Genomic DNA, 23,139 nt, shown 5'->3' on the forward strand with positions numbered 1-23,139 from the left:
GGTATGTCGTTTAATTATCAAAAAAACAAAGAACATTCGAGCGACAGTTTTTGGACGTCGTATTCGGATTTATTCTTGGGTTTAAGCACGATCTTCCTTCTTTTGTATGTCACATCCAGTTTGCGCACAGGCACCGATGCTTTGCGTGGCCAGGTGGAAAACCAGAAGCTTTCCATGAAGGTGGAAGAACTGGAAAACCAGTTGAAGATGTACGAGAACGTGAAGAACGAATATCTGGCCAGTCAGGCACCTAAAGACGAGGTGCAGGAGTATGAAGAGCTTATGGACAAGCTGACATTGCTTCAGGAGGACGCCAAAACTGAAAAAGAGCGTCTGATCCAGGAAGCCCGTGAAAACGGGGAAAAGGTCAAAGCTCTGAACAAGTACCAGCAGATGGTGCGCAATGTTCTTAATGCCAACAAGATGGCCAAGTCCAAGCTGATCAATCGTGATGATTTGATTAAAGAGCAGGACGTGGAAATCGAAACCCAGGAAACCGAAATTGCTGATCTGAATAAAGACATTCAGAACAAAAAGCAGTTGATCGCCCAGGGTGAACAGAAGATCGCGGTCACACAGGCTCAGTTGCAAAAACGTCTGACCGAGCTGCGTGTGGCCTACAAGAACAACAAGCTGTCCAAACAGTTGTTTGAACAGAAAATGGCGCAAGCCCGCGCTGAGGGAAATCAAAAGGTGGCCCAGCTGAATCAGGTCAATGCCCAATATCAAATGCAACTGAACCAGGCCAATGTGCAATTGGGTCAGGTGCAGGGCGAACTTTCCAAAACTCAGGGGTTGCTGGCGCAGAAGGAAGACGAAGCAACTCATCTGGCGGGCGCGTTGTCCCGCACCAAGGCTGAGGCCGGTGCGAAAATCGCAGGATTGCAACAGGGCTTTGCGGAAGAAAAAGCGGCTTTGGCGGCAGGCTTTGGCAAGGAAAAGGCAAAGTTGCAGGGTGCTTTGAGCGACACGCAAGGGCAGTTGGCGAAAGCACGTGCTGAAATTGAAGCGCGTAAATCCGTGGCGGGTGAGATTCAAAAAGGTTTCGCCAAGGCAGGGATCAAAGCTGACATTGATATGCAGACGGGCGACGTGGTTCTGGATTTCGGACAGGCTTACTTTGACAGTGACTCCGACCGCCTGAAACACGAGATGAAAGGTGTCCTTGAAAAAGCGATGCCGATTTATTCGCGCTCTTTGTTCGGCAACCCAAAGGTGTCGGATAAAATTTCCGCGGTGGAGATCATCGGTTTTGCGTCACCAACATATCAGGGCCGTTTCGTCGATCCGCACAGTTCCAAGCCGGCGGACAAAGCCGCTTTGAAGTACAACATGGATCTAAGCTATCGCCGTGCGAATTCCATCTTCAGTTACATGCTGGATGAAGGAAACATGAGATTTGAACATCAACGCGAACTATTGGCCCTTATGAAGGTTTCCGGACGAAGCTTCCTGGAAGTCATGAAGGTGCAAAATCGCAACGTCGCCACAGCAGCCGAATTCTGCAAGCAGAACGACTGTAAGAAGGCGCAGCGGGTAATCATCCGCTTTAACATGGATCCGAAGAAATAAAAGGGGTGGGTTGTGACAACGAAGGCATTTGCTGAATATTTTATTATAAGTCTGCCGTATGTGATGGGCGCCGTCTTTCTGGTCGGTTTGTTCTTCCGCGCGGTAATCTATTACACGGTCCGCCGCCATGAATCCTTCGCGCGTGAATTTGAAAAACGTGTGAATCGTTTCATCGAAGCTGAAGTTCCCGGCAAAGTCGAGAACGTGTCTTTCTATGTGCTGACCAAAAAGCTTTTGGAAAGAACCTATTACGAAGTATTTGAAATCCGCGACCGCATGAAACGCAGAAAGCCCGACAATGTCATGTCCGCCAGTGACCGTGTGTTCCTGGTTCGTCAGGGCTGTGCCTGGCTGGTGAAAGACATCCTGAAACAGGTGAAGTTCCTGCGCTGGACGGATGACAATCCGAAGCTGTTAAATATCACCAAGGCGACTTTGCAACATAATCCTTGTTTCAACAAGGTGTTTGGCGTGATCCCGATGGTGGGTATGAACGACTTGATCTCTATTTTGCCAGGTCTGTTTGTCGTGGCGGGGATCCTAGGTACCTTCATCGGTATCGCGGGTGGTTTGCAGGAACTGGGCACGATGAATCTGCAGGATCTGGAAAACACCAAAAACATCATGGATCGTTTCCTTCACGAGATCTCTTTCGCGATGAAAACATCCATTGCGGGGATCATCTTCTCGTTGATGGCCCATGTGGCGAACGTGATTCTTTCCCCGGAAAGAGCTTATGTGTCCATGATCGACCGTTTCGAGAGCTCTTTGGATTTGTTGTGGTATCGCGCGGACAACAATAATTTCCCAGCTCATGAGCGCCCATTTGATGAACATCGTGATGCCGTTGAAGCTTTGGCCGAAGATGCCCTGAACAAGGAAATCGGAAAAACTGCGGCGGTGGTCAGAGGAGCTTAATTGAACAAGTTTATAGTCACAATCCACAGGAAGGATCAGGTGCTAAGCCGTGAGGTGAACAAGGACTCGTTCACCATGGGCCGCTCTTTGGACTGTGACTTGTCCTTGAACGACAACAACATCAGCCGGGTTCATCTGGTTGTGAGCCGTCGTTGGAATCAGATCTGGATTGAGGATAAAAACTCCTCCAACGGGACCTTCATCAACGGCACTCGTATAGTGCAAGGGACCCCGGTGAACGTGGTTCCTTCAGATCGCATTCAGTTGGGCCGTTCAGAATACATCCTGAACCTGGATCTTTTCGTCGAAGAGCCCGCACCGGAACCAGAACCCGAGCCGTCGATTTCTCAATCCGCGGCAACCGTGCCGGAAGAAGAAGACGCCCCACTGGAAGCCACGGTGGCCATGCCGGCACCAAACATGGCGCCTTTCCAGGCGGAAAAAATCCTGCACGAAGCCAAGCGCAAAGCGGCGCAAATCATCATGGAAGGCGAAACCCAGGCTGAACGCCGGGTGCAGGTCATCTATCAGAAAGCCCGCGAAGCTCAGGCTCAGGCTGAGCTGTTCTATCAGACCCGCATGGCAGAAGCGCACAAGGAAGCGGATGCCATCTTGGCGGACTTCCAAAAGCAGGGGCAAAGCCTGCTGCATGAGGCGCGCAATATGTCCCAGGAACTGCGTGAAGAAGTCGATTCTTACGTTCAGAGCCTGCGCCAGAAGGCTCGCAAAGACACTGAAGACATCATTTCGGAAGCCACACTTGCGGCCGAGAAAATGAAAGACGAAGCCATTGCCCACGGTCGTGAGCTGGCCCGTCAGGAAAGCGAAGCGCTGCTTAAAACCAGCCGCGAGGAAGCGGACCGTATTCTGGATTTCTCGAAACTTCAGATCGAGGAAACTCAAGCCCGTATTCGCACGGATCTGGAAAATGCCCAGGAACTGAATCAGCGCACTTTGCAGGAGGCCCAGGCTGAAGCCGAAAGACTGCTGAATGAATCCCGCATGCAGATTCGCGATGCGGAGGCGCGCTTGCGCGAAGAATCTGAACAAGCCCGCAATGACAATGCTTCTTTGATTGCCACAGCCAAGGAAACCGCCGACCAGCTTTTGCAGAAGGCCAAGGCCGACTGTGAACAGCAGATTCAAATGGCGAACGAAAAAGTTCAGGAAATCACGGCTGTCAGCAATGAAAAGCAGACCGTTTTAAACGAACTTATGAATAACGTTGCGGCCCGCACGGCGGAACTGCAAAAAGCCACTGAAGAGTTGAGCAAAACCCGTACTGATAATTCCGATCTGCTGTCGCAGGTGGAAAAAGGCCAGGCTTTGCTGAAAGAGCTTCAGACTTCCCATACGGAGCTGGAAAAACAAAAAGCCGCATTGGAAGCTTCTTTGAAAGGTCTGCAGGAAAAGCAGGCCCATCTGACAATGGACGTGCATGACATCGAATCCAAAAAGGCTCATTTGTTTAAGGAATACGATGCGCAAAAGATCTTCCTGAACGAAAAGCTGGAAAAAGAAAAGACCCAGATGGCGAAGTCCGAAGAGGAGCGTCTGGAAGAAATGCGTCTGGATATGTCCAAACGCCTGCAGAAAATGGAGCGCGATCTGCTGGATGATGTGATCCGCAAGAAGAACTCCATGGTGAAGGACATCCACTCGGCTATTGAAAAAGAGATCGTGATGCTGATGGAGCCTGAAAAATGGCGCAACGTCAGCCAGTCCGTGGAAAATCATATTGCTGAAGCCATCGACGGTAAAGTGGCGTCCCTGTCCCAGTCGTCAATGAGTGAAAAACCGGTCGATCTGATGAAAAAACGCAAAAGCGAAAAACTTCGCTGGGTCACCATGGGTCTTGCCATGGGGGCCGTGGGTTATTTCGTCAGTCAGATTGTCGTGGACCGTGTCGTGAAAGACCAGAGTCCCATGCAGACCATGGTCAGCAACGAAGCGAAGAAACGTCAGGACGATCTGGAAAAACGCAAATTCAATCCTCCGCAGGCGGAGGAGATCAAAGACTCTTATACAGATGCAGTTATTTACACGCGTAACTATATGGATATCTATACCGATGCCCAGTTCCAGCAGAAGCTTTACAAGGCGGCTTCCCAGTATCTGCTGAAAACCTGGCGTGTGGATGAAGACAAGTCCATTCAGGTCATTTCATCCGCCAATGCCTTGGTGAAGGAACTGGCCGACAAGAAATCAAAAATCCATCCGGACTTTATCAAAGAAGGTATCGAAAAGATGCGCGAGCTGGAAAACCAGACTTTGGCGCGCATGAAAGATGTCCTGGGTACCGAAGTCCGCCTGGAATCCTATCGCCGTTTCGAGCGCAATTTCTATAAAGAAGAAGTCCAACGCCGCCGCATGGCCAACTATTGATATAACGGCACTTTCATTTGTCGGATGATCTTCCAGTACTCGGCAGGTTTGTCTTTCTGGGCATTTTCACTGAAAAGATATGCATTCAGCTGGCGGGCCTTGATGGAGTCATCCTCGCCCAGCTTATAGAAATGTTCATAGATGATCTCATGCAGAATCAAGCCGGCTTTGCCGCGCTCGGATAGTTTGTTCCACAGATCCTGATCTACCAGGAACCGCTTGGAGGCGGCGGACGCCTCTTTTTTGCGGATCGCAATCTGCTGAACTTTGCAGGCTTCATCTCTGGGCTGGAACAGATGTCGGGAGTCTTTGATGTCCGCCAAGGTGACTTCTGATTTGAAATCACTTTCATCGATAAACTGGCTCAGACGACGGACATAGTTTCGCGATTGAGTCGGGCTGAAGCGGGACAGATTCTTCAGAACCTGTTCTGCAATATGCCGGTAGCCTGCAGTGCTTTCAAAGTCGTGCAGGATTAAAGAGGACTCGTAAAAGTCCAGCAGCTCTGTTTTTTCGGGACAGGAGACAACGTCGCCGCCGTTGCCGACGCGGTTACCACTTGCAAAAGCTGATAACGAAGCTGTTAGAATCAGGAAGAAGAAGATTGTTTTCATAAATCACTTCACCAGAGTAAGTTTGTAATCCAGGGTCTGGCCTTCGATGGTCTTCAGCTTCAGATGAGCCTGTCGACTGATGCGACCACTCGGTACATTGATCAGAACCCAGCGTTTGGCCAGACTCATGGAGGGGACGCTGAAAGGTGAGTACAGATGAGTTTCGGGAACGCGCGCAACGCCTTGAGCATTGGCTTTTGCGCCTTGAACGCCATCTACAACGGAATAGACTGCGGCACCGGTGTAGGCGGCAGTGCCCACCGCGGTCAAGGCATCACTATTTGAAATAACACCCGCAACAATAAGGGCGCCCCCGGTTAGTGCCGTCAAACCGACGCCGACACTTTTATTGTGCAGACCCATGCGACGTTCTTCAGCTTTGGCTTCTGCCCAGGTCACCAGGTCCTTGCCGACTATAATATTGAAGGGTTCGTTGTCAGCATTGGACAGATCCAGCTCGGCATTGTCCACTCGCAGCCATTTGCCATCTTTGCTGACAAAATTGATTTGCAAAAGCAGATTATAGTCATCGGAAAATTCACGAATGATATCGGCAGACACTTCCACATTATAAGGATTGGCCTGATCGACCGCATCTGCCGTGGCCATTTTTTCGCCCTTGATGGCAAGTTCCTTACTGGCGCAAGAAGCCAGCAGAAGGCAAAGAAGAATGTACTTTTTCATGATTGAGTCCTTTCAAGTGAGAAAAGCTGACATGCGATAATAAAAATCTCTTTTGAATTCGGGGTCTGCAGAAACTCAGCCAACTGATCCTGAAATTCTTCAACCATTTTACGGGCCTGAGGAATTTTGGCGGGATCGGCCGCGAAGGTCATTGCCGAAAAATCTCTTTTGTCTAAAGGGGTCTGAGGCATTTTGGTCAGGGCCAGCTCCAGAACACTTTGGTGATAGCTTTGAATCGCGCGAGACGGGACTTCGCTAACCACATTCAACGGTGCAGATTTTTGTTTCAGAGCTTTGCCGTCTTCGATGATATCCATTCGGCGCAGACGCTCCAAGGCTGCGCGGGCGTCACTGACTGAAATCCCCAGGCGATCGGAAATCCAGTGAGGATCTGCCTTGGCTCCGCGAATTTTTCCCAGGCTGAGAATCGCGAAGTGATACCATTCCGAAATCAAACGGAACTCATCTTCCTGCAACTGTCTTTTGGCGCGTTCTTGGGGAGGCGTCTGCGCTTTTTCCAAAAGTGTCCGGGTGAGTAGCGAACGCTCTTCTTCGGGGGACAGGTGCAGGCCGCGGGAAATCGTGCCCAGCACCTCAGTCGTGAAGTTACGTTTGCCGGAAAGAAGCTGCGAAAGCTGCGCTGGGCTGATGCTTAAGCTCTGAGCAAAAGCCCGCAGCGAATAGTTGCTGTTGCGCTCTTTGCGGCGAGCCAGTTCATCTTTCAGAAGCGTGATCGCATCGTTTGTGTGTTTGTTGGATTGTGTTTCCATAGACCCAACCTATTTTAGGGCAGTTCCGGCGGTCAACGACATGTTGTAAACAGTGTTTCAGACTTTGAAACGCTGGGAAAATGCTCTGGTCTCGGCTTCTAAAATGCGGTACATAGGTTGTGTTTTCTTATCTTAATGACGCACATTGTTGCGGAGGTTCATTTATGATGTCACCTGGGCATGCTCAGCAGATGGAAATTTTGGTGGGGGCTATCGTTCTTATTTTCGCGGTGATTGTCGGTGCTCTGATCTTGGGCATGATGAAAAATGCGAAAAAACGTGAACAGCTGCGCGCACAGGAGCTTTCTCACGAAGCCAAACGCGAGATGCCGACAACTTCTGAACAGTCAGAAGAACTTGCGCTGGCGCACATAGATTCCACGGGCAATGTGGTTTCTGATTTGTCCGTGCCGGATCTGCATGATGCGGCGGTGGTGATTGAAGAAAAGGCCGTGGACCTGGCCGTGGCACTGAAGAAAACCGAAGAAAATCTTTTCGGCCGTATTCGCAACCTGTTCAAATCTGAAACCAGCAACAAACATCTGGAAGAGATCGAAGAGATCCTTTACACCAGCGATCTGGGCCCGGCGACAGTACAGCGTCTGATGGGTGCAATTGAAGACAAGCTTTCCAAAAAAGAGCGTGCGGATTACGACACCGTTCGTGAAGCGCTGAAAGAAGAAATCAAAAACATCTTCCAGGGTTCTCATTCCACTTCGGTGGGGACAGGCATCCTTTCCAAGATTCAGTTCGCGGCGGAAGGCCCGACAGTTCTGATGATTGTTGGTGTGAATGGGGCCGGTAAAACCACCTCTATCGGTAAAATTTCAGCGCAACTGGCCGCTGAAGGCAAAAAGGTTCTGGTGGCGGCAGGGGATACATTCCGTGCAGCGGCGGGTGGGCAGTTGAAGGTTTGGACCGATCGTGCTCAGGTCGAGATTTTTTCTCCGGAAGGCGTGACCGATCCTAGTGCCGTGGCATTTGATGCCGTAGCCAAAGGTAAAGCCCAGGGCTATGACGTGGTGATCGTGGATACAGCGGGTCGCTTGCACACTCAAGCCAACTTGATGGAAGAAATCAAAAAGATGAAACGTGTGATGTCCAAGGTGATCCCGGAAGCTCCACACGAGACTCTGATCGTTTTGGATGCGAACTCGGGCCAGAATGCCTTGATGCAGGCTAAAGAATTCCATAATGCCCTGACTTTGACCGGAGCAGTTCTGACTAAAATGGATGGCACCGCCAAGGGGGGCGTGGCTGTGGGCCTTGCGCAAGAACTTCATATCCCAATCAAGTTGATCGGTGTGGGAGAGCGCATTCAGGACCTGCGCACGTTTTCTTCTCAAGAGTTCGTTAACTCTCTGTTTCAATAGTGTGGCTCGGGGGATTGCCCCCGGGATCTGACCAATTCCTGACGGAATTCCCGGAACAATTCGGTTATAAGAAGGGCCTCAAAACCTAAAAGGGGGCTCTTATGAAATCCGTCGTTCTTGCTTTTGTTCTTTTGGCGCTGCCAGCTTTTTCCCAGGCTCAAACCTGCTTCCGTGCCACCGCGGCTTTGCCTGACGGTGTTGCCTCTGTTCTATGCGTTGATAAAGTGCTGTTGACGTCTGATGAAAAGCAACTGGAGTTGGTGGGTCAGGATTATTCTGTACCGGCATTCCTGGATGTGATTCATACCAGCCGTCACAATGAAGACAAATTGAATTTCAAAGCTCAAGGTGCCTTGGTTGATATCTGGCAGAGCGGTTGTGGTGATGGATTGTCAGCAAAACTGATGGTGAGTGGTCGCACTGAATATGGTGAAATCTATCCTCAGTCTTTGAGCGTGTCTGTTGAAGTGGCAGAGACCAATGACACCTGCCACTCTGAACCTTCGAAACACACAGTTCCCTATGCACTGATCACCGAATAGTCTTTTGCGATTACTTCTGATCGGCGATGCGCTGGATGTGATCTGATTTATAAACATGAAAGCCCGGGTGGAAGTTCAAGGTGGCAATAGCCATAGCCCGGGCAATGTCGTTGGCCTTTATCGCACGGTACTTCTTCAAGGGCCCCACCATCAGCTTGTTCAGGACGGGGCTGAGCTTCTGGGCGATGTCTTCGCCTGGTCGCGATTCTTTGCGCTCACCCAAAATCAATGAAGGGCGGAAAACTTCGATCTGCGGGATCTTCAGTTTGCGCAGTTCATTTTCCATTTCGCCTTTGACCCGATTGTAGAAGATCTTGGATTCGGCGTCCGCGCCCATGGCTGAAATCACCAGAAGTTTTTGTGCGCCACAGGCTTCGGCGACTTTGGCAAAGTTCACGACATAGCTATAGTCCACCTTGCGGAAGGCTTCTTGAGAGCCGGCCTTTTTAATAGTGGTTCCCAGGCAACAGATGAAGACCCCGGCCTTCAGCACATCTTGGCGCTGCTCAAGGCTGTCAAAATCCAGAATGATATTTTCAACGTGGGGAGGAATGCGGCCCATCGGGCTGCGCGAGACCGCTTTGATAGAGCGGACTTCATCAAGGTGGGCTAAAAGCAAAAGGAGCTCGTGTCCCACGAGCCCCGTTGCGCCTGCAATGCAGATATCAGTTGGATAAGTCATTGATGTGGTCATTCTCCTGACTTCGCAGAAGAGGCCTAGTTGTTGCCGCCTCTTCTTGTCGTGTCGTTTTCGTTTTCAGTTCTGTAAACGATCTTCGGAGGATTGTGTTTGCCTGAAGTTGTCAGGAATTCAGGTACAGAATCTCTGAAGTCGGCCAGACCGCTGACGCGGATCACGCCTTTAGTGCGTGTTCTGTCCGGATGTTTGTAATCGATGAAACGACCTTCGTCCACCAGGAAGTAACCGGTGAAGTTTGTTTTCGCCGCATCTTTTTCCCAGCCAGAGTCGATTCTGTAACGGTCGCCGGAATTGCCGGAAGCCGCGGATCTGCCATAATTCAACTCGTTGGCGTTCGGGTACTGGTCCACGTCATATGTACCTTGTTCGATCAGATTTTGACCAGCAATAACCGGGATCGCCTTATCGATGATGTTTTTCGCGTCAGCTGACAAACCACCGCTTCTTTGTGCGCCGTCAGTCAACAGGATGTAGTTCCAAACCATCGGCTTTTCAAAGTTGTGCGCATAACGTGGCAATGGAGTTGTCTTCTTTTTGAAGATACCAGTGATCACTTCCGCTTCACGAGTGGATTCACGAGCGTAGACACGGTAGATGTCTGTGCCCGGAGTCAGGATGGATCGCAGGTAGGCAATCGCACGGTTTTCCAGACGAGTACAACCCGCAGAGCCTGGATTGGAGAACATGTTCATGAAGAACCCGCGAGTCAGCTCAATCGCTGCCGCGCCGTCTTTACCCCAGCCCATGGTTCCATGCAGCCACTGATAGTTCATACCGTTGATTTCGTCAGCCGGAGTGATCTTGGCAGCATACCAACCGAAAGCACCATAGATAGTGGAATTGCCCTGGGCATCGTCTACCATCCACTTGCGGGAGCTGATCAGTTTGGACATGCCATCCGTGATCGGGCCTGGAATTGTTTTCAGATCCTGACCGGCTTTATACCAGTGAGGATAGTGACCCTGACCGTCTTGATAGAATTTGATCCACTCAGAAATACGCGCATGGCCCAGCCAGGTTTTGAAGGCGTGAGGATCCGTTTTAGTACCCTCTTCAGGGCGGCCCACAACCATTTCAGTTTCCATCACAAGTTTGTGCGGGCAGCTTGGTGTTTCTGTGCAGCGCTCATAAACACGGGTTTTTTCTGTCGCAATATTCTGAATCACAAAATACTTGGAGGCTGCTGTTTGCAGTTGTTTTGCACTCAGATAGTCCTTGGAAACAAACAGTTCCGCAGAAACATCCGCTTTTACTGTCGCTGATTTGATGATTTTGATCTGAACCAGCGGGGTTGCTTCGTTCAGCAGGTCATAGATCTCAACTTCATCATTAATAGACAATTTACCAACAATGTTGGAGGCCGTCGTTGAGTTGCTGCTGCGAACATTCAGAGCATCCGCAGAGATAAAGTATCTGCCACCCACTTGCAGACTGGCTTTGGACAAACCTACAGCCGCAGCATTCACGCTGGCGTTGGCATCACTGGAAGTGATTTCCTGGGCTACCCCCAGCATAGGGGAGCTGGCAATCAACAAACTCAAAACTGCAGAGCAGAGTCGGCGCGTATTAATCTTTGTCATGAACGTCCTCCAGAAACGTATATCTATTAAACTTATGTCATTGACTCAAATCCTCTCAGCAAGAAGCGTGACAGCCTCCAGACCTGCGGTATTTTTGAAAGGATTGTTTTCAGCCGTCAAACTGTTTATCAACGGAGCCCTTTTTGGGCACATGGAGGTTTCATGAAGATGAGTAATTTTTTGCTGTTGGGTTTGATGCTTTTGCCAGGGTTGGCTGAAGCTCAGACGGCTTCCAAAGCATGGCGTATCACCAAGCCGTCGTGGACCGCAGCGGATGAACAGCGCTTTGGAGAGTTCGTCACCCAATTGGGTAATGCTGTGGAAAGGCGCGAATGTGCCACCGTGGACGAATGTCTGCGCAGCCCGGCGAATCCCTATGCCGGAACAGATCCGGCGGATCTGCGGCTGTTTGCCGATTGTGCGGATCTGCCTTACTATCTGCGCTCTTATTTCGCCTGGAAAAACGGACTTCCAATGTCTCTTGTCAGCAGTGTTAACACTCTGCCGGGATCTGAAAACAAAGACCCTCGCTATTCCAAATTCGGCAATGCTGTCGGCGGGCGCTACGACATCATCCCTAGCCGCACCAGCAATCCCAATGCGGTTCAACTATTAAATAGAACCATTGTGGACATGACCTATTCAGCGACCTTCCGTATGATGGGTGACAAAGATGCAGCTCGTTTTACCGATTTCTATCCGGTTAAATTAAACCGCGAAGGCATTCGTCCTGGAACAGTGATTTATGATCCCGCTGGGCATGTGGCGATCATTCATCGGGTAACAGATGACGGACGTATTTTTTATATCGACTCCCACCCGGATAACACTCTGACTTCGGGAATGTACACACCGAAGTTCACCCGCAGCTTTCCAGGGCATGGCGCTGGATTCAAAAACTTCCGTCCACTGGCACTGCAGGGAGCTTCGCGCAAGGCCAACGGAGAATACTATGGTGGAAAAATTGTCGGAGCGCTGAACACCCAGCTTGCGAACTTCAGTGTCGAGCAATTCTATGGCAATTCGCCAGACCCGGCCGGGGAATGGAACAAAGGCAAGTTCCTGCATCGCGGGGTGCAGTATCCGTACTATGACTATCTTCGTATCGCGATGGCCAGCGGGGATCTGAAAATTGATCCGCTTCAGGACATGCGTCAGATGGTGGCGGATATTTGTGTGAACTTGAAGGACCGTGTGGTGGCGGTCGATATGGCGATCAAAGCGGGGGTGGATCGTAAACCGCATCCAGAGCGTCTGCCGACGAATATCTTTGGTACGACAGGCGAGTGGGAAGACTATGCGTCTCCGTCCCGCGATGCCCGTTTGAAGGTGGGCTTTATGGATATCTTAAATCAGGCCCGCACTCTGGTTCAGCGTCAGCGTTCTGGCGATCCCGCGATCGTGTATAGCGGTGCCAACATTGCCGAGGATCTTTTGGCGACGTACGAACGTGAAGCCCGCTTCTGTCAGTTCACCTATCGCAATTCGGCGGGTGGGTCTGTAACTCTGAATTTGGAGGAAGCCCGTCAGCGCGTCTTCGATATCAGCTTTGACCCGTATCACTGTGTCGAGCTGCGCTGGGGTGCCAAATCCCCGCAGGAGCTTGCGACCTGCATGGATGATGAAAATAAACGTCTGTGGTATGACCGGGAAAGATGGCTGCGCAATCAGTGGGAGCGTCGCTATGACGCCCGCATGGATTATTCACTGGATGAGCTGACCGGTCCGAAACCAGGCGCCGGGATCGCCCAGCCACCGGATGTGGATATCATCCGTTTGCTGAATTCCCTGAGATAGCCACTTTAAGGGCCCGGTTCCGGGCCCTCTCTCATTTTGAGACACTTTCAAAGTGGCCGCCCTTAAATGTCTCTTTGGATAGTGTCTTGACGGCCAAAGGCCTTTCAAAAGCTCATATTACGGGTATAGGGCTTGCAAATATCGAAGATTATGGAAGTGTCACTTCGTTTTGCCATGTCTGGATTGCTTTGCCTGTTGCTGATCGCAACGGGCGGGTGTTCTTTTAAGAAGGACCCGGCAAACGGCAAGGGAGCCCCGGTCACCCTGATCGAAGAAAAGGTCCTGCCTGAACATGTGGCCAGCCTGGATGAGATTATTGCCGGAGACGACGAGGAAAAGGCCATCGAAGCCCTGGTTCAACGCAAAGACGAGCTGGCGGCATTGTCCCGCGGTGGTGCAGTCAACGCGCTGGATCTGGCGATCAAACACGGAAAACAGAAAGTCGCGCAATTCCTGCTGATCAGCGGGCACAGTCCGTTTGTGCTGAATCAGGAAAGCCGAGAGAAGCTGACCTACGATGCGGCGATGGGCAAGCTGATTGAGTCGGCTCAGCTTGATGGGATGATGGATATTCTGCGCAGTTATCCGAAGAAGACGCATGAAGGAATTTCGCCAGATACTTCCATGCAGAAGTTCCGCGATCGCATTAATGAGTACAAACTTGACTATCGTGGCTGTGAGAAATTCGCAAATATGCTGATGGAGAGGGAATATCTTACCAGAAACCCGACGAAGCCAGGCTTATACTACGAGGCATTCAGTCAGTTGAAGCCTCGGGAGGTATTCAGCGATCTATTGAAAGACACTTCTTGTTCTGGTGAGACGACACGCTTTTCTACGGAATTGATTAATAAATGGGTTGGTTACGAGTACTTGTATCAGTTTCAATCCAGCTTCAAGTCAATCGAATTTATCAAATCATTGGTATCTATGCGCAAAGGCGCGGCACTACTGATAGTTGTGCCAGCTAGTGGATGGCATGAGGATCATCTGGGTTTGATCTCAAGTCAGGTGAAGGTGAGCCCATTGGCGATGTTGATGCTAAAACGAGATTGCTTTGCAAGCGAGGGACAGCGCGATGAGTGGGTGGACTTGGTTCGTGAGCTGATGCTACAGTCTGGGCAGGAATATTCTTATCCTTATTATATGCCTGACGACATTCCAGATGGTTTAGGATCGTGCATGGGCGAAAATAAATACTGTGCCAGCAATCCTCGCAATGTGGAGAGTCTGTATAAGATCTTCCGCTATACAAATTCAAAATCTCAGCTATCGCAGACAGATTTCTATTCTCTATATACAGAGGAGCGTCGCGAGTTCGTTAAAATGAAACTTGATCAGTTCAAAGCCGAAATCTGTACTGAACCACAAAGGAGGATGTTCTAATGAAGCACCTTCTGGTTTTGGTGGCATTCGTCTTCCTGGCTGCATGCTCGTTTGATAACGGCAAGTTTGACCCTGTGGAAAAGAAGGTTTCAACAAAGAAAGAGATGTCTCGAGGTCAAAAGGATCTCTTGACGGCCGCTCGCCTTGGAAATGTTTCGTTGGTCGAAAAGGCTATTGCCGGACTTGCTGTGCATGAGTTTTCTTATTCCGGGTTTTCAGAAACCCCGATGGGTTTGGCGGTCGCTGCCGATAATCTGGAGGTCGTGAAGGTTTTGTGGGCACAGTCTATTGATGCCTTTAATCTGGGAAGTGAGCAAAATAACTTTGAAAGGCAGGTGCTGAGGTCTCGAATCCAGGAGCAGTTCCGTACTCTAAAACATGTAAAGCGGGCTGAATCTATAAGAGTTGTATTGAATAAGTCTGCTGCTCTATTAGCAACCGAATACGCAAAGAAGACTCAATCTGTATTGGAACTTGTTGCTCAGTCTGACTTTGCAGCTGCGCAAGGGCTTATAAACCGTACAGGATTGTCCTGCCAGTTTGTACGGAACCAGATTGTTCAGGATCTTCAGGCAGACGTAATCAAAGACTCCGCTGCAGTCGATAAGTTTCTAAAGCAGCTCAGTTGTGCGGAGGAAATTTCATCTCAAGATTTGCAATTGCTGTATGAAGCGGAGCTGATTCGACAATTCCAACGCTACTTTAATGCTCCTGCGCTGTTGGCCTATTTGAGTAACCGCCCGAGCTTGAAATCGACCCTGTGGAATATCGATGAGTCTGGTCTATGGATGTCACCGGCTTTGTTGATGCGAATTTCCTGGTCATATGAAAATCATTGGAGTCGACAGGATTTGCTGTGCCCAAAGTTGGAGGTTGGAGCTTTGAACTGCAAGGAGTTTGCGGATGATGATTTTAATTCGTCAGACTATTTAATTGGGAAATACGGGATTAAGAAGACAGAGTTTGACTTGATTTACATGAAGCAGGGGCAGGTGCTTGGGAGCTACCGTAGATTTAAGCGGCAATCACGCAGTAACGGCCGGAAGGCGGATCCTGTATACAGGAACGCTAGTATGTATATTCATAGAATTCCATACTATGGGGAATTAGGAATGCCTAGTCGCAATGAGGATGGGCAAGTTGAGTATGAGGAAGAGCGTCTTCCTTGGACAGTCGGCATTCAACAGATGTTGGAAAATCATTATTTTGAAAGTGACAGCTTTGACGACGGGCAATGGGAAGAGATTCAAGAGGCGCGTCGTAATTCTGAAGAGGCTGAAAGATTGAGAAGGCAGGAAGAACAAGGGGATCAAGAAGAGTTCGTTGAAGAGAGCGCAGAGGAAAATGCGGAACACCGGAATGAGCAGACTCCGGGGGATCCCGACACTATCTTTGGAGACTTGCCTGGTCTGGACGAACCAGGTGATCTTCCGCCACCTCCACCTCCACTGCCGGGGCCGACCGATCTTCCTGAAGTTGAGTAGTCCCATCTCAAACTGAGACGGGTGACAAATTGGGGCCCCTGTCTAGTAAACATTTCCCGTACGCAAGTATAGGCCCCGTACAGCTGGCACTTTTATTGGATATATAGAACCTGAAGAGGTTTCTATGTCTATGAAGAGCTTGTTTAAAAAGACTTTCCTGATCGGTATGTCCATGATGACTCTGGCGCCCCAGTTTGCCTCCGCAGCACTGGAGTCGCAACTCAGTGGCTATCTGAATAAAGACCTTCAAGAAATCCCGGTTATTTTTGTCCGTGGATCCAACTTCTATCTTCATAAAGCGACGTTGATTTCTTTGTATGAAAAACGTGGCTATTCCGCCATTTGGGTTGATGCGAATGGTAAACCTAACGCAATGGCGGCGGCCGTACGTGAGGCTCTTAAGTATGGTGCGACCTTGAATGGTCTTAATCCCGATGATTATTGGGATAGAATTGTTGAAAATATCTATACTTCAAACACTGATGGCAGATTCGGACCAACATTTGAGTTGGCAGTATCTGAAGCCGTCATTCGCTATGTGACCCACCTTTCCACAGGTCGGTTTGATCCGATGGAAATTGATACTGATATTAAAATCTCCAAAAAGAAATTCACGGAATACGCAGAGTTGAACCAAGTGATCAGTTCTGTACAGGCGAATGTCAGTGCAAAGGCGTTGGTAGCGGGTTTGGATAAGTTTGCTCCGGCGCATCTTCGCTATGTGGATTTGAAACAGCTGCTGGCTTATTTCCGCAGTATTCAGACTGCGGGTGGCTGGTCTCAGATCAAACTTGCTAAAAAGAGTCTTCGCCAAGGTAACCAGGACCCGGCGATTCCGGCTATACGTGGTCGTTTGCAGAGTCTGGGGTATGCTGTGCCATCAACAGGTGATATTTATGATGCCGAGCTAAAGCGTGTGATCGAGGATGTTCAAGGCGTAAATGGTATGGGCGTCGATGGTGTTATCGGGAATGAGGTAATGACCTTCCTGAATACGTCTGTGGCGGACCGCGTATTCCAACTTGAAGTGAACATGGAAAAACTTCGTTGGTTGCCAAAGGCTATGGAATCCCGTCATGTATTCGTGAATCTGGCAACGACAGAGTTCCAGTTCTTTGATGAAGGCCGCAAGATCATGCATTTCAAAACAATCAATGGTCAAAGCTACAGACGTACTCCAGTGCTGAGAAATATGTTGAGCTTCGTAGAACTGAATCCGACGTGGACTGCTCCAGAGTCAATTATCTTTAAAGACAAGATAAATACGCTGCGAGGCAAGGATGGTCAGGAGTATTTGAGAAAGCACCGCATGCGACTCATAAGAAAATCAGATGGTAAAGAGGTAATTCCATCAGACGAACTGTTACAAAGTCTTTCTCGCAGCAATTTTCCATACCTATTGCGCCAAGATCCTTGGAGAAAGAATGCTTTGGGTTCTATCAAGTTTCCATTGCCAAATGAATGGTCCATTTATTTGCATCATACGGATAATCCAGATCTGTTTGATGAGAGCAAGAGACACTTAAGTTCAGGGTGCGTTCGCCTGGAAGATCCATTCACTTTTGCTGAGTATATCTTGCGTAACAACGTGGCGGTCAAGTCAACGCAGACAGATGACTACTGGCCCAAGGATAAACTGGAGTCCTTTGTGCCGCCGGAAAAGTCAGAAGCTTATGTCGATCGTGAAAACTGGGAAAAGCGCATTCACTTGAAGGTGCCAGTTCCAGTTTACCTGATGTATCTGACGGTGGATCGCGCCCAAGACGGTGCGGTGAGATTCGTGAAAGACGTCTATGGTCAGGACGAGCGTGTGGCAAAAACAATGAAAGCAGTGAGACATGGCAATGAACTATTCTAAAGGAGCCATGAATATGAAAAAGCAGCTTTGGACAGTATTGTCTGTGATGTTGTTTGCTGGTTCAGCCTGGGCTCAGGCTATGGGATCGCTGGCAGTGAATGGTGTGGGGGGCGAAAATCAGGGCTTCCGCAAAGTGAAGGCCGTTCGGTGCGACACAACCAAGCGTGGCAGTTGCGATAACCCTGTGTTCTTTGATTTGAATAAGCCGACTGCAGTTCCGGCTGGCATGTATATCGTCGGCTTTGAGAATTCGATCAATCCCGACCTGGTGGAGGTCCGTCAAGGATCGACGACGACTTTGCAATTGGAGAGAATCGATATTCCTGTGAACATGAGAGATCAAAAAGTCCGTGTCTATCGTGATATGTCTAAGCTGGTTGAGCAGCAGAAGATCTACATGACAATGTTCTATATGAAACGTCATTTCTTCTTCCTGGATAAAGATAACTTCGGTGATCTTTATCTTGCGGGTGCTTGGGAGCGTGACTTTGTTCAGCGTTTTACCTACGAAGCTTGCGATAATGTTCAAGACGGTGATGATGCTCCCGCATCAGTTAAGCGGGCTGTGAAGATTTGTGAGGCTTGGGGCGCAGCAAGATCCCCCAAGGATCTTAGAAGTCTGTTCAATTTCAACGTGGTTGAACAACAGAAGGATGGCTCATTCGATCAGATATGGGTGTCTGCACCTTCGGACTCACTTGTTATGAGGCATCCTCCATATTTGGTTGCTGTACCTTTGAAGAACTCGACCTTCGTGTCCGTCTTCCCCGGCGCGTATCGCATTAACGTCGAAGGCAAAGATGCTAATGGGAAAACAATCAAAAACGTCTCAATTGAAGTCGGAAACTACTCCAAATCCGGCAGTACTTTGGGTTTTTCATTGAACGTGGATGGCCTTTTCACTAACCTAGGTGAAGGGGATTGCGCATCGGCACGTACATGGGAAACTGAATCCCGTGCGTATTGCACGAGTGATGATCAGGAAGGTTGCGACCGTTCTGCCGCATCAAGCTGCACTCCCATGTAATGGGAAAAGGGAATGCATAAAATTGTTGTAAGTTTATTGTTTGTTTTTGGGCCTCACTTTGCGGGGGCTCAAGGCATAAAACCAGTCTCTGTTTCGTATGAAAACCTCATGCGATGCTTCCCCGAGCTTCAAGATGAAAAGCTGTCATTCAAGGTCGACCTCAACCGACTGAAGGACATCATGGACGAAAAGTTCGTGACCTCCCAATCGCAGCTGCGTCAAAGAAAGATCCACTATCTGAACGCTGACAAAGAGCTGATGAACCTGATCCTGCGAACCAAGTTTGCCGGGGCCAAGAAGGTCGAAACTGAACTTATTTTGCAGCAAGTCGACGAAAAGGGTGTCATCACCGATATCAAGCTGACAAACAATCAGCGTCTGAATCCAAACCAGGACACGATCAACAACTTCCTGCTCAATGGAGTGATTAAATCAGACGAATACTCCTATAATGACACGAAGCTTAATAATGTGATCTCGACCTACCGCCGGAACTTTAAAGAGATCCAGGAGATTGACCTGAACGACCGGGAAGGCAAACGCTCCGTCCACTGTGAAAACCAGAAGGATCTCGGCATTATATGCACCTGTTCTAAAAAATAAATCTGTTGAATATCGACCTTTTAGATATATACTTTTCCTTGTGTTGATCTAGGATTTTTCTAGAGTTTTAAAAGGTTTAGGCATTCGAGGTCGAAAAGTTCGAAAGACTTCCAGACCCATAGATTCTGCAGCTGTTGAGGTGCTAGTGACATCTGAGAAAAAAACCTACAATTTCCTAATTGCGGGTGTCCCTTACAAATTAAAAACCTCTCATGACGACGCGACTGTTGAAGAGCTCGTTGAATTTGTAAATTCCAGAATGAATCAAGCCCTTGGTGTCACCAAGAATGGCTCCTATCAGAATGCAGCCGTGCTGACGGCGATGAATCTTGCTGAAGAACTTATTCTATTGAAACGCAAAGCCCACCGCGAGTTGGAAAAACTTGAAGAGAAGGCCTTGCAACTTTCAATGGATCTGGAAAATTCCAAGAGCAACAAGGTTTTGAACAACTGACTTTGTTTTGATTTCTTGGAGTGTCCATGCCAGTTTCCTGGAGCTCTAAAAAGGACTGCCGGTCCTTCTTTAAATCTCTTTGTGCCCAAGAGTTTGCACAAGGTCTAGTTCAACAACAACAGCAGCTCGACGCCCATCTGCGTGATTTTATGAAATCACAGACGGGGGTTTGGGGAGCCTACCGGGCCTTGCCCGAAGAGGCTCAGGTCGAAGAGGTGTTTCACATCCTTCACCTGAAATGGGCCTTCCCCAAAATGCGCGAGGGTCTTTTGGAATTCTATGAGACCCGGGATTTCGATCTCGGGCCCTACGGAGTGCGGGAACCAAAACCCGGCTCTTTCCAAAGATCCCTGGCCGAAATGTCCGGTCTGCTGGTTCCCGGTTTGGTTTTTAATAAGAATGGCAATCGCCTCGGTAAAGGAAAAGGGTTTTACGATAAAACCTTGAAATCCTTCCCGGGGGTGAAAGTCGGAATAGGCTTTGATTTTCAAGTCACTGCCGATCCGCTTCCCACCGAGCCTCATGATGTGAAAATGGATTTCCTCATCACAGAATCAGGACTGGTCGATTGCAAGAAGCATCAGGAGTAAATGAATCATGGAGATCGTAATCAGCGCCATTATCGGCCTGCTCATCGGTGGAACAGTCGTCTTCGTTATTAAACGTCTGCAGGACAACAACAAAAAGAAATCTGCACGTTTCGAAGCAGAACGCATCGTCAACAAAGCCAACTCGGAAGCGGCTAAAATCAAAAAAGAGTCCGAAAACAAAGCCAAGGATTTCGAATCCCGCGCCCGCAAGAATGTCGAGCAGGACATTCACAAACAAAAATCCACTTTGAAAAACAAAGAGTCCCAGCTGGAGCGCCGTTTGAAAGAGGTCGAAGACCAGTTCAAACAAAAGATGGAAGAAAACGAGCGCTATCTGAACTCTTTGAAAGACCGCGAGGAAAAAATCGCGATCTCTGAAAACCGCATCAAAGATCTTGAGAAAAAAGGCGAGGCTCACATTGGGGAGCTGAAGCAAAAGCTTGAGTCCGTAGCCGCCATGAGCCAGGACGAAGCGCGCCGCCAGTTGCTGACAGCTTTGGAAGACGAAGCGAAACAGGAAGCAGCGAAGAAAATCGCCCAGATCGAAGAAGAAGCAAACAAAGAATCCGAGAAAAAAGCCAAGCGCATTCTGGCAACAGCTTTGTCCCGCTTTGCTTCCGAGTACACGTCTGAAAGAACTGTCAGCGTTCTGGCTCTGCCAAACGACGAGATGAAGGGTAAAATCATCGGCCGTGAAGGTCGTAACATCCGCACGTTGGAAGCCCACTGCGGTGTGGATCTGATCGTTGATGACACGCCAGAAGCAGTTGTGATTTCCGGTTTCGATCCGGTTCGCCGTGAACTGGCTCGTCGTACCATCGAAAAGCTGATGGAAGACGGTCGTGTTCACCCGGCACGTATCGAAGAAGTTGCCGAAAAGCAGCGCAACGAACTGATGAAATCCATGAAAGAGGAAGGCGAGCGCCACGTGATGGAGCTGGGCATTCCGAACATGCACCCTGAACTGGTGAAAATCATCGGTGGTTTGAAATACCGTTCTTACCAGGGGCAAAATGCCTTGAATCAGTCTTTGGAAGTGGCGACGATTGCCGGTCTTCTGGCGGCTGAACTGGGTGTCAGCGTGAAGCTGGCTCGCCGTGCAGGTCTTTTGCACAATATCGGTAAAGCGATCGATCACACCGTGGAAGGCAGCTATGCTTTCGTGGGTGCTGAAGCCGCTAAGAAATACAATGAATCCGAAGATGTTTGTCATGCGATCCGCGCCCACGATGAAGAGGAAAAACCTCACTCCATCCTGGCTTGGATTGTTCATGCAGCTTACACTCTTTCCAGCTCTCGTCCGGGCGCACGTCGTCCACAGATGGATACCTTCATCCATCGTTTGGAAGACCTGGAAAGCATCGGCAACAGCTTCGACGGCGTTTTGAAAACATTGGCCCTGCAAGCCGGTAAAGACATCCGCGTGTTGGTTGAATCCAGCCGTGTGACCGATGATCAGGCCGTGATGTTGTCCCGTGATATCGCTCGTAAGATCGAACGCGAGATGCCTCAGGCCGGTCAGGTGAAAGTCACTGTGGTTCGTGAAACCCGTTCTGTGGAGCATGCAAGATGATGAGTCCTCAGGAGCAGCTGGAAAGAATCAAATTCGGCACGGCCGACTTCATCAATGACGAGGACATGCTTAAAAAACTTAAGCGCTCGATCGAGACGAAGAAACCTTTGAATATCAAACTGGGTGCAGATCCAACACGTCCGGACATCCATCTGGGCCACACCGTTGTGATCAACAAACTGAAAACCTTCCAGGATCTGGGGCACAAGGTGTCCTTCCTGATCGGCGATTTCACAGCGATGATCGGGGACCCCTCCGGTAAAAACAGCACGCGTCCGATGCTGACTCGCGAAGAGATCGAGGAAAACGGCCGCTCTTACGCAAAACAAATCTTCAAGATTCTGGATCCGGAAAAAACCGAGATCGTGTATAACTCCAGCTGGATCATGAAAATGACACCGGCGGAATTCATCACCATGACTTCCAAGTACACCGTGGCTCAGTTGCTAGAGCGCGAGGACTTCACCAAACGTTACAGATCCGGCACTCCAATCGGTATTCACGAATTCATCTATCCTTTGACTCAAGGTTACGATTCCGTGGCTTTGAAAACGGATGTCGAGCTGGGTGGGACGGATCAGAAGTTCAATCTTCTGGTCGGTCGTGCGATGCAGGCCGCTTACGGAATGGAAGCACAGTGTGTGCTGACCATGCCGATTCTGGAAGGTATCGACGGCGTGAACAAGATGTCCAAGTCTTTGGACAACTATATTTCTGTAGTGGATACTCCAAAAGACATGTTCGGAAAAACTATGAGAATTTCCGACGAGCTGATGTACCGCTGGTACGAGCTTTTGACTGACGTCGGTGCTGCTGGTTTGAATCAGCTGCGTGCGGATGTGGCCGAAGGCCGCAAGCACCCGCGCACAGTGAAAGTGGAGCTGGCAAAATTCCTTATTAAACGTTTCCATTCCCAGGCTGAAGCGCAAGCGGCGGAAGACGAGTTCAACCGCATCTTCGTGGAAAAAGGTCTGCCGGATGAAGTGCCTGACTTTGAAGTCGAAGCCGAGACCCAAATGGGGCTGGCGGCATTGATGGTGAAAGCCCAGCTGGCGGCTTCCAACAGTGAAGCCGGTCGCCTGATCCAGGGTGGAGGTGTTCAGATTGACGGCGAGAAGGTTTCCGACCCTCGTTTGAAAATCGACCTGAAGTCCGGAGCAAGCTTCGTGCTGAAAGCCGGTAAAAAGAAATTCGTTAAGATTGTTGTTAAGTAGTCAGAACTGATCGGG

At 49.5% G+C, this 23,139-nt stretch carries 20 protein-coding genes; 15 read left to right on the plus strand and 5 right to left on the minus strand.

Annotated elements, in window-relative coordinates; translation table 11 throughout:
* Window positions 1-75 precede the first annotated feature (75 nt).
* The 3 genes from BD_RS05325 to BD_RS05335 are packed head-to-tail and all read left to right on the plus strand — an operon-like array spanning window position 76 to window position 4,875.
* A complete protein-coding gene (locus BD_RS05325; protein ID WP_157865652.1) occupies window positions 76-1,572 on the plus strand; it encodes a microtubule-binding protein in 1,497 nt (498 codons plus the stop codon).
* Window positions 1,573-1,584: 12 nt separating this feature from the next.
* The gene (locus tag BD_RS05330; RefSeq protein WP_011163683.1) at window positions 1,585-2,490 is read left to right on the plus strand and encodes a hypothetical protein; all 906 of its coding nucleotides are present in this window, start codon (window positions 1,585-1,587) and stop codon (window positions 2,488-2,490) included.
* A complete protein-coding gene (locus tag BD_RS05335; RefSeq protein WP_011163684.1) occupies window positions 2,491-4,875 on the plus strand; it encodes an FHA domain-containing protein in 2,385 nt (794 codons plus the stop codon).
* On the opposite strand, the gene BD_RS05340 is transcribed toward BD_RS05335, so the two are convergent.
* Genes BD_RS05340 through BD_RS05350 form a run of 3 tightly spaced genes read right to left on the minus strand, consistent with a single transcriptional unit; the run spans window position 4,869 to window position 6,943 of the window.
* Entirely contained in the window at window positions 4,869-5,489 is a 621-nt protein-coding gene (locus BD_RS05340) for a hypothetical protein (RefSeq protein ID WP_011163685.1), read from the minus strand. The two genes, BD_RS05335 and BD_RS05340, sit on opposite strands and share 7 nt — an antisense overlap.
* Window positions 5,490-5,492: 3 nt before the next feature.
* Window positions 5,493-6,173 (minus strand): hypothetical protein, encoded by a 681-nt coding sequence (locus BD_RS05345; protein ID WP_011163686.1) that lies wholly within the window; start codon window positions 6,171-6,173, stop codon window positions 5,493-5,495.
* Window positions 6,170-6,943 carry a TIGR02147 family protein gene (locus tag BD_RS05350; RefSeq protein WP_011163687.1) on the minus strand — a complete coding sequence of 258 codons (774 nt, stop codon included), beginning with the start codon at window positions 6,941-6,943 and terminating at the stop codon, window positions 6,170-6,172. Before BD_RS05350 ends, BD_RS05345 begins: the two co-directional genes overlap by 4 nt.
* 164 nt (window positions 6,944-7,107) lie before the next feature.
* Here BD_RS05350 and ftsY point away from each other — a divergent pair, with 164 nt between their 5' ends.
* Both ftsY and BD_RS05360 read left to right on the plus strand, forming a co-directional pair.
* Window positions 7,108-8,316 (plus strand): signal recognition particle-docking protein FtsY, encoded by a 1,209-nt coding sequence (ftsY, locus tag BD_RS05355; RefSeq protein ID WP_011163688.1) that lies wholly within the window; start codon window positions 7,108-7,110, stop codon window positions 8,314-8,316.
* 101 nt (window positions 8,317-8,417) lie between these two features.
* Window positions 8,418-8,858, plus strand: coding sequence for a hypothetical protein (locus tag BD_RS05360; RefSeq protein WP_011163689.1), 441 nt, complete (start codon window positions 8,418-8,420; stop codon window positions 8,856-8,858).
* A gap of 10 nt (window positions 8,859-8,868) precedes the next feature.
* On the opposite strand, the gene BD_RS05365 is transcribed toward BD_RS05360, so the two are convergent.
* Window positions 8,869-9,552 (minus strand): Rossmann-fold NAD(P)-binding domain-containing protein, encoded by a 684-nt coding sequence (locus tag BD_RS05365; RefSeq protein ID WP_011163690.1) that lies wholly within the window; start codon window positions 9,550-9,552, stop codon window positions 8,869-8,871.
* A gap of 23 nt (window positions 9,553-9,575) precedes the next feature.
* The gene (locus tag BD_RS05370) at window positions 9,576-11,138 is read right to left on the minus strand and encodes a hypothetical protein (protein WP_011163691.1); all 1,563 of its coding nucleotides are present in this window, start codon (window positions 11,136-11,138) and stop codon (window positions 9,576-9,578) included.
* A 162-nt stretch (window positions 11,139-11,300) separates the two neighbouring features.
* On the opposite strand from BD_RS05370, the gene BD_RS05375 reads away from it, so the two are divergent.
* From BD_RS05375 to tyrS, 10 genes are all read left to right on the plus strand, one after another.
* On the plus strand, window positions 11,301-12,935 hold the full coding sequence (locus BD_RS05375) for a hypothetical protein (RefSeq protein WP_011163692.1): 1,635 nt from the start codon (window positions 11,301-11,303) through the stop codon (window positions 12,933-12,935).
* A 174-nt stretch (window positions 12,936-13,109) separates the two neighbouring features.
* Entirely contained in the window at window positions 13,110-14,321 is a 1,212-nt protein-coding gene (locus BD_RS05380; protein WP_231839291.1) for a hypothetical protein, read from the plus strand.
* Window positions 14,321-15,805, plus strand: a complete 1,485-nt coding sequence (locus BD_RS05385; protein ID WP_011163694.1) for a hypothetical protein — start codon at window positions 14,321-14,323, stop codon at window positions 15,803-15,805. Before BD_RS05380 ends, BD_RS05385 begins: the two co-directional genes overlap by 1 nt.
* A gap of 124 nt (window positions 15,806-15,929) precedes the next feature.
* Window positions 15,930-17,663, plus strand: a complete 1,734-nt coding sequence (locus tag BD_RS05390; RefSeq protein WP_011163695.1) for a L,D-transpeptidase family protein — start codon at window positions 15,930-15,932, stop codon at window positions 17,661-17,663.
* Window positions 17,664-17,676: 13 nt separating this feature from the next.
* On the plus strand, window positions 17,677-18,690 hold the full coding sequence (locus BD_RS05395; protein ID WP_231839292.1) for a hypothetical protein: 1,014 nt from the start codon (window positions 17,677-17,679) through the stop codon (window positions 18,688-18,690).
* 108 nt (window positions 18,691-18,798) lie between these two features.
* Window positions 18,799-19,293 carry a hypothetical protein gene (locus BD_RS05400; protein ID WP_157865653.1) on the plus strand — a complete coding sequence of 165 codons (495 nt, stop codon included), beginning with the start codon at window positions 18,799-18,801 and terminating at the stop codon, window positions 19,291-19,293.
* Between the two features lie 145 nt (window positions 19,294-19,438).
* A complete protein-coding gene (locus BD_RS05405) occupies window positions 19,439-19,747 on the plus strand; it encodes a cell division protein ZapA (protein WP_011163698.1) in 309 nt (102 codons plus the stop codon).
* Window positions 19,748-19,773: 26 nt separating this feature from the next.
* Window positions 19,774-20,337, plus strand: coding sequence for a 5-formyltetrahydrofolate cyclo-ligase (locus BD_RS05410; protein ID WP_231839293.1), 564 nt, complete (start codon window positions 19,774-19,776; stop codon window positions 20,335-20,337).
* Window positions 20,338-20,344: 7 nt separating this feature from the next.
* Window positions 20,345-21,910 (plus strand): ribonuclease Y, encoded by a 1,566-nt coding sequence (gene rny / locus BD_RS05415; protein ID WP_011163700.1) that lies wholly within the window; start codon window positions 20,345-20,347, stop codon window positions 21,908-21,910.
* The gene (gene tyrS, locus BD_RS05420) at window positions 21,907-23,124 is read left to right on the plus strand and encodes a tyrosine--tRNA ligase (RefSeq protein WP_011163701.1); all 1,218 of its coding nucleotides are present in this window, start codon (window positions 21,907-21,909) and stop codon (window positions 23,122-23,124) included. Before rny ends, tyrS begins: the two co-directional genes overlap by 4 nt.
* The last annotated feature ends 15 nt before the right edge of the window (window positions 23,125-23,139 follow it).

This window comes from Bdellovibrio bacteriovorus HD100, assembly GCF_000196175.1.
Taxonomy (GTDB): domain Bacteria; phylum Bdellovibrionota; class Bdellovibrionia; order Bdellovibrionales; family Bdellovibrionaceae; genus Bdellovibrio; species Bdellovibrio bacteriovorus.